The 13363-nt window shown below is 49.5% G+C and carries 13 protein-coding genes and 1 tRNA gene; 9 read left to right on the top strand and 5 right to left on the bottom strand.

Annotated elements, in window-relative coordinates; genetic code table 11:
- Positions 1-10: 10 nt before the first annotated feature.
- From dapB to DESTI_RS15270, 8 genes are all read left to right on the top strand, one after another.
- Positions 11-820 (top strand): 4-hydroxy-tetrahydrodipicolinate reductase, encoded by an 810-nt coding sequence (dapB, locus tag DESTI_RS15310; protein WP_014810875.1) that lies wholly within the window; start codon positions 11-13, stop codon positions 818-820.
- A complete protein-coding gene (locus DESTI_RS15305; RefSeq protein WP_014810874.1) occupies positions 817-1563 on the top strand; it encodes a fumarylacetoacetate hydrolase family protein in 747 nt (248 codons plus the stop codon). Before dapB ends, DESTI_RS15305 begins: the two co-directional genes overlap by 4 nt.
- Positions 1553-2071, top strand: a complete 519-nt coding sequence (gene folK, locus DESTI_RS15300) for a 2-amino-4-hydroxy-6-hydroxymethyldihydropteridine diphosphokinase (protein WP_014810873.1) — start codon at positions 1553-1555, stop codon at positions 2069-2071. The genes DESTI_RS15305 and folK overlap by 11 nt, the downstream gene beginning before the upstream one ends.
- Before the next feature lies 1 nt (position 2072).
- The gene (locus DESTI_RS15295) at positions 2073-2336 is read left to right on the top strand and encodes a YHS domain-containing protein (protein ID WP_014810872.1); all 264 of its coding nucleotides are present in this window, start codon (positions 2073-2075) and stop codon (positions 2334-2336) included.
- 4 nt (positions 2337-2340) lie between these two features.
- Positions 2341-3834 carry a hybrid sensor histidine kinase/response regulator gene (locus DESTI_RS15290; RefSeq protein ID WP_014810871.1) on the top strand — a complete coding sequence of 498 codons (1494 nt, stop codon included), beginning with the start codon at positions 2341-2343 and terminating at the stop codon, positions 3832-3834.
- A 155-nt stretch (positions 3835-3989) separates the two neighbouring features.
- Positions 3990-4598, top strand: coding sequence for a lytic transglycosylase domain-containing protein (locus DESTI_RS15285; protein WP_014810870.1), 609 nt, complete (start codon positions 3990-3992; stop codon positions 4596-4598).
- A 105-nt stretch (positions 4599-4703) separates the two neighbouring features.
- Positions 4704-5279 carry a CDP-diacylglycerol--glycerol-3-phosphate 3-phosphatidyltransferase gene (pgsA, locus tag DESTI_RS15280; RefSeq protein WP_014810869.1) on the top strand — a complete coding sequence of 192 codons (576 nt, stop codon included), beginning with the start codon at positions 4704-4706 and terminating at the stop codon, positions 5277-5279.
- A gap of 1153 nt (positions 5280-6432) precedes the next feature.
- A complete protein-coding gene (locus DESTI_RS15270; protein WP_014810868.1) occupies positions 6433-8580 on the top strand; it encodes a glycosyltransferase family protein in 2148 nt (715 codons plus the stop codon).
- A gap of 57 nt (positions 8581-8637) precedes the next feature.
- Here DESTI_RS15270 and DESTI_RS15265 read toward each other — a convergent pair.
- A tRNA-Ser gene (locus DESTI_RS15265) sits at positions 8638-8723 on the bottom strand.
- 234 nt (positions 8724-8957) lie between these two features.
- The gene (locus DESTI_RS15260) at positions 8958-9890 is read right to left on the bottom strand and encodes a S66 peptidase family protein (RefSeq protein WP_014810867.1); all 933 of its coding nucleotides are present in this window, start codon (positions 9888-9890) and stop codon (positions 8958-8960) included.
- Positions 9891-10261: 371 nt separating this feature from the next.
- Here DESTI_RS15260 and DESTI_RS15255 point away from each other — a divergent pair, with 371 nt between their 5' ends.
- The gene (locus tag DESTI_RS15255; protein WP_014810866.1) at positions 10262-10621 is read left to right on the top strand and encodes a response regulator; all 360 of its coding nucleotides are present in this window, start codon (positions 10262-10264) and stop codon (positions 10619-10621) included.
- Between the two features lie 28 nt (positions 10622-10649).
- Here the strand turns inward: DESTI_RS15255 and DESTI_RS15250 are convergent, their stop codons facing one another.
- The 3 genes from DESTI_RS15250 to DESTI_RS15240 are packed head-to-tail and all read right to left on the bottom strand — an operon-like array spanning position 10650 to position 13355.
- Positions 10650-11117, bottom strand: coding sequence for a tRNA (cytidine(34)-2'-O)-methyltransferase (locus DESTI_RS15250; RefSeq protein WP_014810865.1), 468 nt, complete (start codon positions 11115-11117; stop codon positions 10650-10652).
- 29 nt (positions 11118-11146) lie between these two features.
- The gene (locus tag DESTI_RS15245; protein WP_014810864.1) at positions 11147-12481 is read right to left on the bottom strand and encodes an alkaline phosphatase family protein; all 1335 of its coding nucleotides are present in this window, start codon (positions 12479-12481) and stop codon (positions 11147-11149) included.
- A 16-nt stretch (positions 12482-12497) separates the two neighbouring features.
- The gene (locus tag DESTI_RS15240; RefSeq protein WP_014810863.1) at positions 12498-13355 is read right to left on the bottom strand and encodes a PHP domain-containing protein; all 858 of its coding nucleotides are present in this window, start codon (positions 13353-13355) and stop codon (positions 12498-12500) included.
- Between the last annotated feature and the right edge of the window lie 8 nt (positions 13356-13363).

Here is a 13363-nt window from a genome sequence, read left to right as displayed (position 1 = left end):
GGGGAATCCCATGAAAATAGCGGTTTGCGGTGCAGCGGGTCGAATGGGCAGGAGAATTGTCGCTCTTGCTCACGAGCATCCTGAAATGCAAATAGTAGGTGCTCTGGAATTTCCGAAGCATCCCGCACTGGGAAATGATGCCGGAGAAATCGCAGGCATCGGGCACATTGCAGTGCCCATTACTTCCGATCTCGATGAAATACTGAAAAAATGCGATGTGTTGGTCGATTTTTCTTCACCCGACACTTCTCTTAGGAATATAAAAGCAGCGACAGAGTCAGGAAAAGCAATTGTGGTTGGGACCACGGGCTTTTCCGAATCCCAGAGAAAGGAAATCGAGAAAATAGGTCCTACCACCCGCTGTCTGGTGGCTCCCAATATGAGCGTGGGGGTCAATCTCCTTTTCAACCTCACGGAAACGGTAGCCCGAGCTCTGGGGGATGCTTACGATGTGGAAATAATTGAAGCTCACCACAATTTGAAGAAGGATGCCCCCAGCGGGACTGCAGTCAAACTGGCGCAACTTGCCGCACAGGCATTGGATCGAGACCTGGAAGAGGTTGGAGTCTACGGCCGAAAGGGAATCGTAGGCGAGCGAAAGAACCATGAAATCGGCGTCATGGCAGTCCGCGGCGGGGATATCGTCGGTGAACATACGGTGATGTTCGTCACTGGTGGTGAGCGGATAGAGCTTATCCACAGGGCACACAGCAGGGATGCGCTCGCCAAAGGAGCTGTTCGTGCAGCGCTCTGGATCTATTCTCAACCTCCCGGATTGTACGACATGCAGGACGTACTGGGGTTAAAAGCAGGAAAATGAGGCTACTGAGATTCCGTGTAGACAATCAGGTCTTTGAAGGAATTCTGGAAGGCGAAGAAATTCTTCCTGCCGCCGGTCAGCAGTTTCCGAGAAGGTTCCAGTTGAATCAGGTGAAGCTTCTTCCCCCGTGTGTTCCCTCCAAGATCGTAGCAGTGGGATTGAATTATCGCGATCATGCGGAAGAATTGCATCTCACTCTTCCAGAAGAACCTTTACTGTTCATGAAGCCCTCCACGAGTGTCATTGGACCGGGCGACTCCGTATCGTTGCCTCCTCAGAGCCAACGGGTGGATTATGAGGCAGAACTGGGAATCGTAATCGCAAAAACTGCTCGTCGCGTCGGATTGGACGAAGCACGAGATTACATTCTCGGATACACGTGTCTCAATGATGTCACTGCCCGGGATCTTCAAACCAAAGACGGCCAGTGGACCAGAGCAAAAGGATTTGATACATTCTGCCCCATCGGACCGTGGATTGACACGGAAATAGACCCGACCGATCTGGGCATCGAATTATATCTCAACGGCGAGCGGAAGCAGCGATCACGCACTTCGAACCTTATTTTCAGCCCTGCGGAACTGGTCGCGTTTATCTCGGGAGTCATGACGCTTCAGCCGGGAGATGTCATCGCAACGGGAACTCCTTCCGGTATAGGGCCGATGAAGCACGGAGACAACGTGGAAGTGCGGATCGAAGGAATAGGTTCCCTGGTAAACCCGATAGTGAAAAATGACGGATAAGGTTTACATCGGATTCGGTTCGAATTTAGGAATCCGGGAGTTGAAATTCGAAGAGGCACTGCACGAACTAAATCGTGCTCATGGAATTGCAATCAAGACGTATTCCCGATTGTACGAGACCGATCCTGTGGATTTGTCGGACGATGGACCGAAGTTCCTTAATGCTGTGATTGAACTAGAGACCTCGTTGAGTCCGAGAGAACTGATGGAATCATTGAAAGCCGTGGAAATAAAACTTGGCAAATCTCCCCGGCATCGGAGCGATCAATCCCGTCATATCGATTTGGACCTTCTCCTGTACGGCGATCTCGTTATCCGGGAGGACAATTTGAATATTCCTCATCCCCGGATGCACAAACGAGGGTTCGTGCTCGTACCCTTGGCCGAAATAGCCCCGGAAACGGTGCATCCCGTTTCCAAGCTCACTATTCGCGAACTTGCCGCTTTCATTGCTCCCGAAGAACTCGGAACAATCAGAGCGCTGGGCGCAGAATCGAATCGGCAGTAATATGATCGCGCAATTAATAGTCCTGTCCGCAGTGGCGTACGTCGGATATCAAGCTGCCAAGATAGTGGTGAAGAGTCTTGGGCTGGGTTCCGACCCGGATCCAGGTGAAGAGCAAAAGATCCCGGGTGCAAACGACATGGTCCAAGATCCGGTGTGCGGATTGTTCATTTCACCCGCTGATGCTGTGACCATAATACACAAGGGAACGTACATTTCGTTTTGCTCCCGGGAGTGCCTGAACAAATTCCTTCAGAACCAAGGATAATGGGATGGCAAACCGGCCCCTTCAGAGAAAAGTCCTCATCGCCGATGATTCGGAGATTCTCAATAATATGCTGAAAGATGTTTTTGAGGATCATGGCTATGAGGTCTTTCAGTCTTTCAACGGTTTAGAGGCAAAAGCCGCCTTTCTGAAGAATCAGCCCGATCTCGTCCTCGTTGATCTTCAATTGCCGAAACTTGATGGATTTGAGGTGCTCCGCTATATAAAGGACAAATCTTCACGCGCTATAGTGATTCTCATGACAGGGGTCGGCAGTCAGGAGATCGCTGTCAAAGCAATGAAGCTCGGTGCCGACGAGTACCTGTCGAAACCCTTTGAAATGGATAGCGTCGCGGCCATTGCAGAAAAGCTTCTTGCGGGCCGCAAAGCGCTGGAAGAAAACATCAGGCTCAAGAAGCGGATCCAGCGAAATGAAAAATATGCGGCGCAGCTTGCGAGCAGCATAAACGAGGCGCTTCTCACCACCGATTCGGAAGGAAACATCCGGTTCGCGAACCGTGCAGCTTCGGAGATGTGGGGCTATTCTCTCGAAGAACTCATGAACAACGATGTTCATTTTCTCATTCAGGCCGAATCCCGGACACTGCTTTCCCGGAACCTCATCAAAGACACGTTGCGCGATGGGAAAACCGAAGGAGAGTTCATATTCCGGAAGAAGGATAGAGGAACCTTTCCCGGATACCTGTCCAGTTCCCTTATTCAAGAACAGGGACGTAATCCGGATGTTGTGATAGTCGTTGCAGATCTGACCCGTCTCCATGAAGTGGAGAGGCGCTTGAAACACTCGGAGAAAATGGCTTCATTGGGAAAAGTCGTCGAAGGGGTCGCTCACGAAGTACGAAACTGCCTTACCTCTCTGGGAGGATTTGCTCTGAGATTACGAAAGACAATGAACGATAATCCAACCGGAAACGAGTACGTCGATATTATTCTCAAGGACGTGAAACGCCTGGAAAAAATGGTGAAAGACATTGAGGACTATGTACGGTTCTCGAAGTTTCACCGGTTTCGTGCACGTAATGTAGATTTGATCGAGATTGCTCGGCAAGCGCGGCAACGAGTTCTGCAAAAGCTCTCCTCCGAGATGGATCGAGTGATCTTCGTGCTGAATGATGAGGCGAATATTCCGAAAATCAGTGCCGATCCCGAAGCACTGGAGGAAGTCTTTTACAATATTATTCTCAATAGTTATGAGGCAATGCCAAAAGGCGGACGTCTGAAGGTTGATATGAAGCGTGTCGGTTCCTCCATCAACGTTTCGTTTACCGATACTGGAATCGGGATAGAAAACGAAGATCTAACTGAGATCTTCAATCCGTTTGTGACCTCAAAAACAAGCGGCGCAGGTATGGGACTCAGCAAAGCTCTGCTATTGGTTGAAGAGCATGGAGGAACCCTGAAGGTTTCCTCCCAGCCGCACAAAGGAGCCGTTTTCAAACTGACCTTGCCCATTGAGAGATCCGGTAACGGGTTTTCGTGACGTATACCGGCGGGAAGTGTGATGTCATTTGCCATATGGACAAACCCTCAACCCGCAGAGTACGCCGGATCTTATCGCCGGCTGGTAAACGGCCAGACCGATTGGGTTGACAAAATCGAATGCGTGTGACACTTGCTTTCATTCGGGAGAACACGATGCATGGTGTTTGGGTGAGATTACTCGTGATCTGCACGATCATGGTATTTCCGACAGTTTCATATGCAGACATCTACATGAGGACTCACAAGGATGGCACCAAAGAATTCACCAACCGTCCATCCGGGCCCGGTTGGATCTTTCACATGAGCGAATCCGGCGAAATCCCGGTGATAGAATTCTCCAAAGCAGGAAAAATGCGCAGTATAGATGAAATTGTGTCGGAAATAGCCGAAAAGTTCAACATAGAATCAAGTCTCGTCAAAGCGATAATTATGGCAGAATCCAACTGCAATCCCAACGCGGTATCACGTAAAGGCGCACAGGGACTCATGCAGTTGATGCCGTCCACAGCGAAGGATATGAATGTGACAAAGCCTTTCGATCCGCATGACAATATTCTCGGGGGAGTGAAATACATCAAAGGGCTTCTTGCTTCCTATGGCAATCTGAAACTTGCTCTGGCTGCATATAACGCCGGCCCTGGAACAGTCGAAAAATATGCCGGTATCCCGCCTTACCGCGAGACCATCAATTATGTGGACAAGGTGATGGGATATTATCTCAAATTCAAGAGTGATCCGACTTTGAAACTGTCGGTCAATTAATGCCAATTTGAATTCAAAATCCCCCCATTCCCCTCTTTAATAAAGGGGGGAGAGGGGATTTTCGTCTAATTTTGAAAGCAAATTGGTCTAATACGGGATATTTGAATGAAAAAGCATTTGCCCAATTTTCTCACGCTTGGCAGACTGGTTCTGGTGCCGCCTATCATCCTGTTTCTGTTTTTTCCCGGAAAGGTTGCTTCCGCAACGGCGGGCCTTCTTTTCTTCGTGGCATCCTTAACCGATTTCTTCGATGGATTCATTGCAAGACGTTTTTCTCTAGAATCTTCCTTTGGTCGTTTTCTCGATCCTATAGCGGATAAAGTGCTCGTAACCTCCGCGCTCGTCATGCTTATAGCGCTGGATCGAGTGCCCGCGTGGATCGTTATGCTGATTATCACGCGGGAAGTTGCTGTGAGTGCGCTTCGAGCGATAACCAAATCGTGGGATACGACGCTTCAGCCGAGTCCGGTCGGCAAACTTAAAGCTGTATTTCAGTTTGCAGCAATTGTGCCGCTCATCATCCATTACGACTATACCTTCTTCTTTGTTACGGTGAATTTTCATTTTATAGGGACTGTGCTGTTGTACATAGCTCTTTTCCTCACCATCTGGTCTGGAATGGATTATTTCCTGCGTTTCTACAGGGAATATGAAGGACGCGAAAATGGTGACGCGTTTTGAGCGATGACTGAATTCTCATTGCGATAATCCTCCGGGGTTATATGGCAATTCTCTGGTCAGCATCCTTTCTCTATACATGAATGCACATGTGGCGGCGGGCTACGATACTACCGCTTTCGGAGGTAGCTATGGAGACTGGTGTCTCGAACATGTTGCCTATCAAGACGTAGATGCAGGAGCAAATGTAAGGTGCAGTTTCTACCCCCGCTTGTAGATTGTTGAAACAGCAGTCTTCGCTGCAATTACTGTAAATTTGCGATTCAGCGATTTGCGCGAGGGCCTTTTCTGCCCCATGTAAGTTCTTGTTTTCTAATTAAATTCACGGCAGAACCAATATGTATGCAGTTTTTGACAACAGGCACGTCAATTGCATCTAAAAAAGGCGTGAGGCGGTTGTTTGATCTGGTACGACGGATACGGCGAGGGGACATATACCGGGCTGCTGAAAGTAAAGGAAATCACTTCGATAATCTTCAGATGCAAAAGTGTAATTACGCCGCCTCACTCGATTGGGATTTTCAAATGCTCTTCTCATGAATTTTCGAGATCCTGATCTCATGCTTGTCTTGATGAAATGATATTAGCTATTTCCGATTTCCAGCTCTGAGTGTGGACGTTTTAAATCTGATGGAGCAATTGATATCTTGACGAGAATGACTTCTCTGCAGTATGAGATTAACAGGTATTCCGAGAAATCGATTCATTGGCTTACATTCTAATGCGATCGTGTTTCGAGGTCGCCATCGAAGAAGAAAGATCGGGAAAACTTCTTGCAATCCCGTCTTCAGGGGATTCCCATCCCCACTGTGAGGCCTTCGGCTTACTCCCCGGAAGAAGCAGTTCGGTGAGAAAGATGCTGGTTCCGGTGGAATAATTGAAGTCTCTCGAATGGTTTTGGGGGGACATTCTTTACAAAGATAGTTCCTCCCAATATCCTGTTTTTGAATGCAAAATGGTATGAAGAGTCGAAAAGTGCCGCATGGCTAAACCATGCTGGTTTTCCAGTCGCCTGTTCAGTTGCATGGTATTGAAGTACTAACGGTGAATTTCACTGGGGTTGGAATTGCAGAAGGATAACGACACTGGAAAGTGGGCGGGTGCGGCAGTCGGTCTGATATCGATATCTTGCCTCTTGAATCTAGATTTGATCTCAATGACCTGTATTTTCAAGTGGGATGCTTGGGATGCATACTGGCCCTGGTTTCACTATTTCGTCATAAGTCTGAAATCCGGTAGATGGCCGTTATGGGATCCCGGTCCGAATTGCGGTTTTCCGTTCCATGCCGAACTAAACACGTCGCTGTATTATCCGGTCTCAATCGTGACAGGTCTTTTGTTCGGGGGAGGGTACAAGGTTTTCCAGCTATTGTGGTTGGGGCACTGGCTGTCGGGGATGCTGGGATTGTTTTTTCTCTTGAAAAGATTCGGGATGAGTCCCCTGGCGGCAATCGCCGGTGCGACAATTTTCGGATTTAACGGTTTTTTCATTGGAAATGCGGAACACACTACGTGCATCGTGGCGATGAGCTATTTTCCGTGGATACTGTTGCTATTGGACTATTCCAATCGGAACACATTTCTGTATCCCTGTACTGCTGGATTATTGACCGGCTTCTCTGCCCTGGGCGGGAACCCTGTAATCACGATTTACATGGTGCCAATGATTTGTTTGTGGAGTCTGCTTCGACTCAGACCGATTTCCATGGTCGTGCGCACGTTGTTCATAACGTTTCTGGTCGCCGGGATTATTCTTTCACCCTCCTATGTCTCGTTTCTCGTTGAAGGCAGGGACTTTACTGACCGAGTGGATCTGCTGCCGATTGTCGAAGCGCTCGATCATGATAGGTTTTCCTGGGATGCGCTTGTGTCTTTGATCGCTCCCGCTCTGATCGCCAAGTACTCGCATTACTTCCAGAATCAGGAATTGACTATGATCAATGGGTACTTCGGTGTATTCGGGGTGTTATCGGTAATTGGTGTTTCACTGAATCGGGAATTAAGACAACGCTGGAAATGGGTGCTTGTATTCATTGTCGTGGCCTTTCTCCTCTCACTCGGAACGTCAGGGTTAATCGGAATTCCGGCGTATTATATTATTCCTGCGCTGCGATTCGGGCGACACACCGCTCTGTTCAAAGCTTTCTGGATGTTTGGAGGAGCAGTGCTCGCGGGCGCTTATTTCGATAGCCTGACGTGCTCTGAAAAAAGTAAGGGAACAACGTTACTTGGAAGCTCGGAAAAAATCCTTCTCGCAACCTTTTTGGCGGTGATTGCCTTATTGACATGGGCCTGGCTAGTACCTGACACATACTTGGTTCGCAGCGCAATTCCAATACCCAGGGAGCCTAACACGTTTTGGACTGCATTTGTCTGCACGAGCTATTCTCTGGTGACTGTTGCACTGTTCTGGTTCTCCGTTCAGCTTTTCAAAACACAATTATCGCAGCGACTGCTTGTGGGGTTTCTTCTCCTCATCATCATAGGAGATGCTGCAGCGTACAAGATTTCAAGTCAAGAAAGCATTTGCTGGGGCTCCCGAGCATTCAAACAAATTCAGGCAATCGAACATGAAGCGCAGAGCAAGTCACTGACAGCGCCTGATCCCAATGGGGTGAGAAACACCGATCCCAATTTCTCCGGCAACTACTGGGCATTTGATGGCAAATCGTATTGCAGGGCCTACCTTCCCATGACCAACAGATCTTATGAGACTCTGGTGGGCAATAGTCTGCCTCCGTATGAATACTCTAGATTCCTTGAGGTACTGAAAACGGCCCCCAGATTTTGGCTTGTCCCTGAAGCTGCATTCGCGAAAGAAACGGATACGGCTGCCCTGACAACTCTCAAGTCCACCGGAATGAACGATCCTGTGCCTTTGTTTATTCACGATGCTCAGGCCTCGGGAATTCTTGATGAACAAAAGGTGACGCACGGGGTGAGGCCCGGGAGCTACGGCTCGGTCCGAGTGCTTTTGTACGAACACGAAAAAATAAGGCTGAAGGTGACTGCTCCTGACGATTGCTGGTTATTTGCGACTGAAAGATATAATGGAAGTTGGAAATCTTTTGTAGATGACGAACCTCAAAAGCTCTTCAAAGCCAATTTTTGTTTTCGAGCGCTCAGAGTCTCGGCAGGGGAGCACGTGATCGAGATGACATATTCGCCCTGGGCTTATCTGCCTCTGTTGTTTCTGTCGTGGGGACTCAGTCTGATTATAATCGCCGTGTGGATCTATGCAGGTGTGGTAAAGATATTACAGGCACTCTCTCCGAGGCCTGCAATCGAACACGATTTTCCGTGAGAAGCAGCGTTCGACGCGATCAACCTTAGCAATGATTTTGCTGACTAGACGGGTTACTGGCGGAGAGAGAGGGATTCGAACCCCCGGACCTTTCGGTCAACGGTTTTCAAGACCGCCGCCTTAAACCACTCGGCCATCTCTCCGTGTCCGAAGATGCTAGCCCACAGGCAAGCATCCTGTCAAGACGCTTTCCATTTCTCGGCTCGTGATACCATTTCTCCATTACGGGAACAATGCCGAACTCCCTGGAGGCATCGGGCCCGGTTCAGCAGGTGGCGGCCGGCCTCCGTACCGACCAAATTACCTGCAGGTGAACCCGTATGACAAAGTGAGATTCGTCCAGCCGAACGCATCAATTCCCGCCACTACGATTTTGCTCACCATCGCAAATCTGCCACAAGAGATCCGGAATAGGTGTCAAGTGTTACTGGCGCTCCCAAGGGCAAAGTGATATTCGGCAATGCGTGCCCGTGAGGAATTCCCGAGACGACGGGAACAGTCTCATCATCGACATATTTCAGAATGATGCGCTCTACTATCTCACTCAGGTCGCCATTTTGCGAATCCAGAAAATACCCGAGAAGCACGCCGTGTATTCTCTTCAGGATTCCGGAAAGATGTAGCTGTGTGAGCATGCGGTCCAGTCTGTACGCTGGTTCGTTCACGTCTTCCAGAAATAGGATTGCTCCGTCGAAATCAGGCAGGTGAGGGGTTCCCAGTAATGCCGTAACCAGAGAAAGGCAGCCGCCCAGGAGCACTCCTGAGGCTCGTCCGGGCCGCAACACACGAATTCCGCCGCTCTCGTCCGGCCAGAGGTTTCGTTTTTCAAGAGGCTGAGTCAGGGCAGCCATGAACGAAGTCTCTGAAATGCTATCCAGACCCTGCGCGACCTGGCCTGCAATCATGGGACCCGAGAACGTGACAAGATTGCACCTCTTGTAAAGGGAGAGCTGAAGCGCCGTCACATCGCTCATGCCGACCAGAATGATGGGATCCGAAACAAGCAAATGCATGTGAATGGAATCGAGCAAATGCATTGTTCCATATCCGCCTCGAGCGAACAGGATTCCTCGCACGTCTCTGTTGGCGAGCATTGCATTGAGATCGTCACACCTCTGACGATCCGTTCCTGCACAATATCCGTCTTGTTCAAGCACATAACATCCCTCGAGCACTCGGAATCCCTTCAACTCAAGGAATCTGATCCCGGCTTTCAGGAGTTCAACGGAAGCCGGTCCGGCCGGGGCTATCACAGCAATGCAGTCACCGGGTTTCAAAGGATTTGGAAGGAGAGATCGTGGATTTTTCATGTGGGTTTCTTACAACGAAAAGAATTCAACACCAGTGCGGTTTATGGCGATTTCAAAAATTCTGACGTGTTATCCCATGCTCCAATACAAGATACTAGTGGAAGCCGGCGTCCCTGCCGGTCTATTCCATGGATATTATTGATTATATTGAATATGTGCCGGCACGGAGGCACGGCACCCACCAATATCCCCTATCTTCAGCCGGACAGCAATTTTAGCGATTCTATACCACACGCCAGTACGTTTGTAAAACATCGACGGGAGATAATCGGCTGTTTCTCTGCCTGCAAACATGTATCAAAGCTATAGGAACTTTTGATTGTCTGTATAGGCACACGGTGTTAGAATAAAAAATTAGGAGGTTCCCCGGCATGAGCGTGATCCTGCACGTTGAAGACGAGCATTCTGTGCGTCTCTTATACAAAGAGGTTTTCGAAGAGCTTGGATACAAAGTGATCCAGGCAGTCGATGCCGAAGAAGCACTCAAATTCCTGCGAGGAAATCGTCCCGACATCATCGTATTGGATCTCAAAATGCCTGGAATGGGCGGTAAGCGCTTTTTGGACAAATTCCACAAGATGAATACCAAAATACCGGTGGTAATCAGCACCGCATATCCCTATTTTCAGGGAGATCCGACTGCGCTGAAAGCCGATGCTTACGTCGTCAAATCCGGAGATATGACCGAGCTTTTGGACAGTATTCGGAATCTCCTTGGAAAACCGGACTGAGCAGCCCCTTAATCCCGCTTACGACGATTCATGTGTCCAGGGCAGGTAGCGCCCCGATCTGTTTCAATGCTTCATATACGACGATTCCGGCTGCAGTTGACAGGTTGAGACTTCGGACTTTGCTGAGATCGATGGGAATCCTGGCAATCCGGTTCGGAAAACGAAGAAACATATCCTGCGAAAGCCCCGTTGTTTCCGGACCGAATAGAATGTGGTCTCCCGGCTCGAAGTGTATCCGATGATACACATCACCTCTCTTGCTACTGGTAAGCACAATTTTCCCATGATCTACCGCTGACAGGTAGGCTTCCAGATCAGGCCATTCAAGCACCCTGAGTTTCTTCCAGTAATCCAGTCCCGCGCGTTTCAAATTCCGGTCGTCAATGCTGAACCCCAGGGGCTTTACAAGGTGCAGTGTGGCTCCCACCGCGCAGCATAGCCTACCGATATTGCCCGTGTTCGGGGGTATCTCCGGATGCACGAGCACCACATTCAACAGCCGAGAATCCTGACGCTCGTTGCCGCTCAGTGGAGTACCTCACGTACAAGTTTCATGACATCTCTTATCTGCACAGAATCGAGCTCTCCGTGCATCGACTTCTCATTTATCAACAGAAATGCATCATCGTGCGTGTGCATGCCGGTGAAGATGTCTCTCGCTGTCATGGAAAGGACATTGAGAGAAGCTTTTACATCGAAACCTCGCCGTGGAACAATGACGAGGTCCGGCCCGAGATGTGCATTTTCCCCTGAATAGACTTCTTCGTTCGTGAGAACAGCTTCGAAGACGTGTTCATCGAGATCTCCCAAACCTTCGAACAGTCCTATACCGATATCTCTGAGGCGCAGATTTTCCAACTGGTGCTTTATGCGCCCTTTGATTTCTTCGGCTTCGGTTGTCCCGAGCAACCCATTTCTGAATCGTTCCTTGCGGTTGATGTATATGCGGGTGGGGTCGAGAGCAAAAGCTTTCGATTCAGAACTGAAATTCTCCAGCGATCCCGCACCGGGATTGTGAAAAGACAAATATCCAAGGGTTCGGAGAATGGAGTTGAGATAGATCTGGATCTTTAGACCGGTGAATCCGTGGTCTGACAAGAGTACTAGCCGTGTCGAACTCCCCACGAGATCCATGAATTTTCCGATGAATACGTCAATGCTGCGATAGTATTCCAGAAAATCCTTATGAAAGGGATGTCCGGGATCAAGAGCCGCGTCAAAAAGGAAATGATGGAGCCTGTCAGTGCCGGTAATCACCCCTATAAAGAGATCCCAGGGTTCAGAAACCAGGAGATCCTCCATGCAATGGGTATGGGCATTGAAGGTTTCGAACAGATCGGTCACGAGAAATCGGCGATTTTGTCTACCCTTGTCGGCATCTACATCAATACGGTAATTCAGCGAGCGCAACTTCTTTATCAAATGCTCGGGATAAACAGCCCGTTCAAATATGGGAGCCACAAAACCCGAAACAAGCACGCCATTGAGCGATCGAGCCGGATAAGTAAAGGGCAGATTCACGATAACGCTTCGTTTTGACGGTAACTCGTGCCAAATCGCAGGCCTGCGGATATCGTCGAACGAGGGGAGATGAAGTCCAATTTCACCCGGTTTTAGATCGGTAAATCCGAAAATGCCGTGTTCTCCGGGGCTTGAGCCGGTCATGAAAGAAGTCCATGCAACAGCGGAAATGGCAGGCAGATCGGTCCGCATCGGAACGAAGGTTCCCGATGAAGCTGCATCTGCCATGCGTGGCATGACGCCCCAACCCATGAGCTGCTTGAGAAGTGAAAACGGCACTCCATCCAGACCGAGAACAGCCACTCTCTGCGGGCCATTTCCTTTTATTCCGCCAAGCACGTAATCAGTTCTCCTGTCAGGAATTTTCTCGGGAAAGAAGCCTGGATTTCAATGATTCAAGAATCGAATAATCCATGGGTGGGTACTGCGGAAACTGTCCTAATTCAATATCCGGTTTGACTTCTCCGTGAAAGTCGGTGCCCCCGGTAACGGTGAGCCCAAATCGGGATGCCACGCTGAGGTAGATTTCTGTCTGACGAAGAGTGTGTTTTGGATAGAACGCTTCTATTCCCTGTAACCCGCTGTCCATAAGAACGGTGACAGTCTCGATCAGGCTGGCTTCGTTCTCGGATCCGAGCGAATACGGATGCGCGAGGACCGGAATGCCACCTGCTTCGCAAATGACCCTGATTGCCGTGGATGCCGGCAGTTTCGCCTTTTTCACGTATGCAGGCGTGCCTTTCCCTAAATATCTGTCGAAAGCTTCCTGCATTGTCTCGACAAGGCCTTCACGAACCATGACTTTCGCCACGTGAGGTCGGCCCGGAACGCCTCCTGCGGCCTCCCGGTCAATAGCTTCTTGGGAGACAAGTATATCGCTGTTCTCTTTGAGCTTGGCCAATATACGAGGAATCCGTTCTCGACGTCCTGTCTGGAGAAAATCCAGAGCCGAAACCAGTGCCTCATTCTCCTGGTCCATGAAATAACCGAGAACATGGAGAATTCCCTTATCCCAATCCGCGCTGATTTCCAGTCCGGGGACTATCTCGACGCCGCTTATCTGTCCCTGTTCGGTCGCCTGCTCGACTCCCGAAACAGTATCGTGATCGGTAATCGCTATGGCTCTCAATCCGAGACTTGCTGCTCGCTTTACCACCTCAGCGGGAGAAAAAGTCCCGTCAGACATATTTGTGTGTACATGAAGATCTATCACTCTCTTGG

This window comes from Desulfomonile tiedjei DSM 6799, assembly GCF_000266945.1.
Taxonomy (GTDB): Bacteria; Desulfobacterota; Desulfomonilia; order Desulfomonilales; family Desulfomonilaceae; genus Desulfomonile; species Desulfomonile tiedjei.
The sequence above is the reverse complement of the archived record's forward strand: the minus strand, read 5'-3'. Positions and strand labels throughout refer to the sequence as shown.

Bases quoted from the DNA above. Each gene is read 5' to 3' on its own strand.
- DESTI_RS15260 (WP_014810867.1), bottom strand. From the start codon at position 9,890: ATGAAAAATCCACGATCTCTCCTTCCAAATCCTTTGAAACCCGGTGAC.
- folK (WP_014810873.1), top strand. From the start codon at position 1,553: ATGACGGATAAGGTTTACATCGGATTCGGTTCGAATTTAGGAATCCGG.
- pgsA (WP_014810869.1), top strand. From the start codon at position 4,704: ATGAAAAAGCATTTGCCCAATTTTCTCACGCTTGGCAGACTGGTTCTG.
- DESTI_RS15290 (WP_014810871.1), top strand. From the start codon at position 2,341: ATGGCAAACCGGCCCCTTCAGAGAAAAGTCCTCATCGCCGATGATTCG.
- DESTI_RS15285 (WP_014810870.1), top strand. From the start codon at position 3,990: ATGCATGGTGTTTGGGTGAGATTACTCGTGATCTGCACGATCATGGTA.
- DESTI_RS15270 (WP_014810868.1), top strand. From the start codon at position 6,433: ATGACCTGTATTTTCAAGTGGGATGCTTGGGATGCATACTGGCCCTGG.
- DESTI_RS15305 (WP_014810874.1), top strand. From the start codon at position 817: ATGAGGCTACTGAGATTCCGTGTAGACAATCAGGTCTTTGAAGGAATT.
- DESTI_RS15255 (WP_014810866.1), top strand. From the start codon at position 10,262: ATGAGCGTGATCCTGCACGTTGAAGACGAGCATTCTGTGCGTCTCTTA.
- DESTI_RS15295 (WP_014810872.1), top strand. From the start codon at position 2,073: ATGATCGCGCAATTAATAGTCCTGTCCGCAGTGGCGTACGTCGGATAT.
- dapB (WP_014810875.1), top strand. From the start codon at position 11: ATGAAAATAGCGGTTTGCGGTGCAGCGGGTCGAATGGGCAGGAGAATT.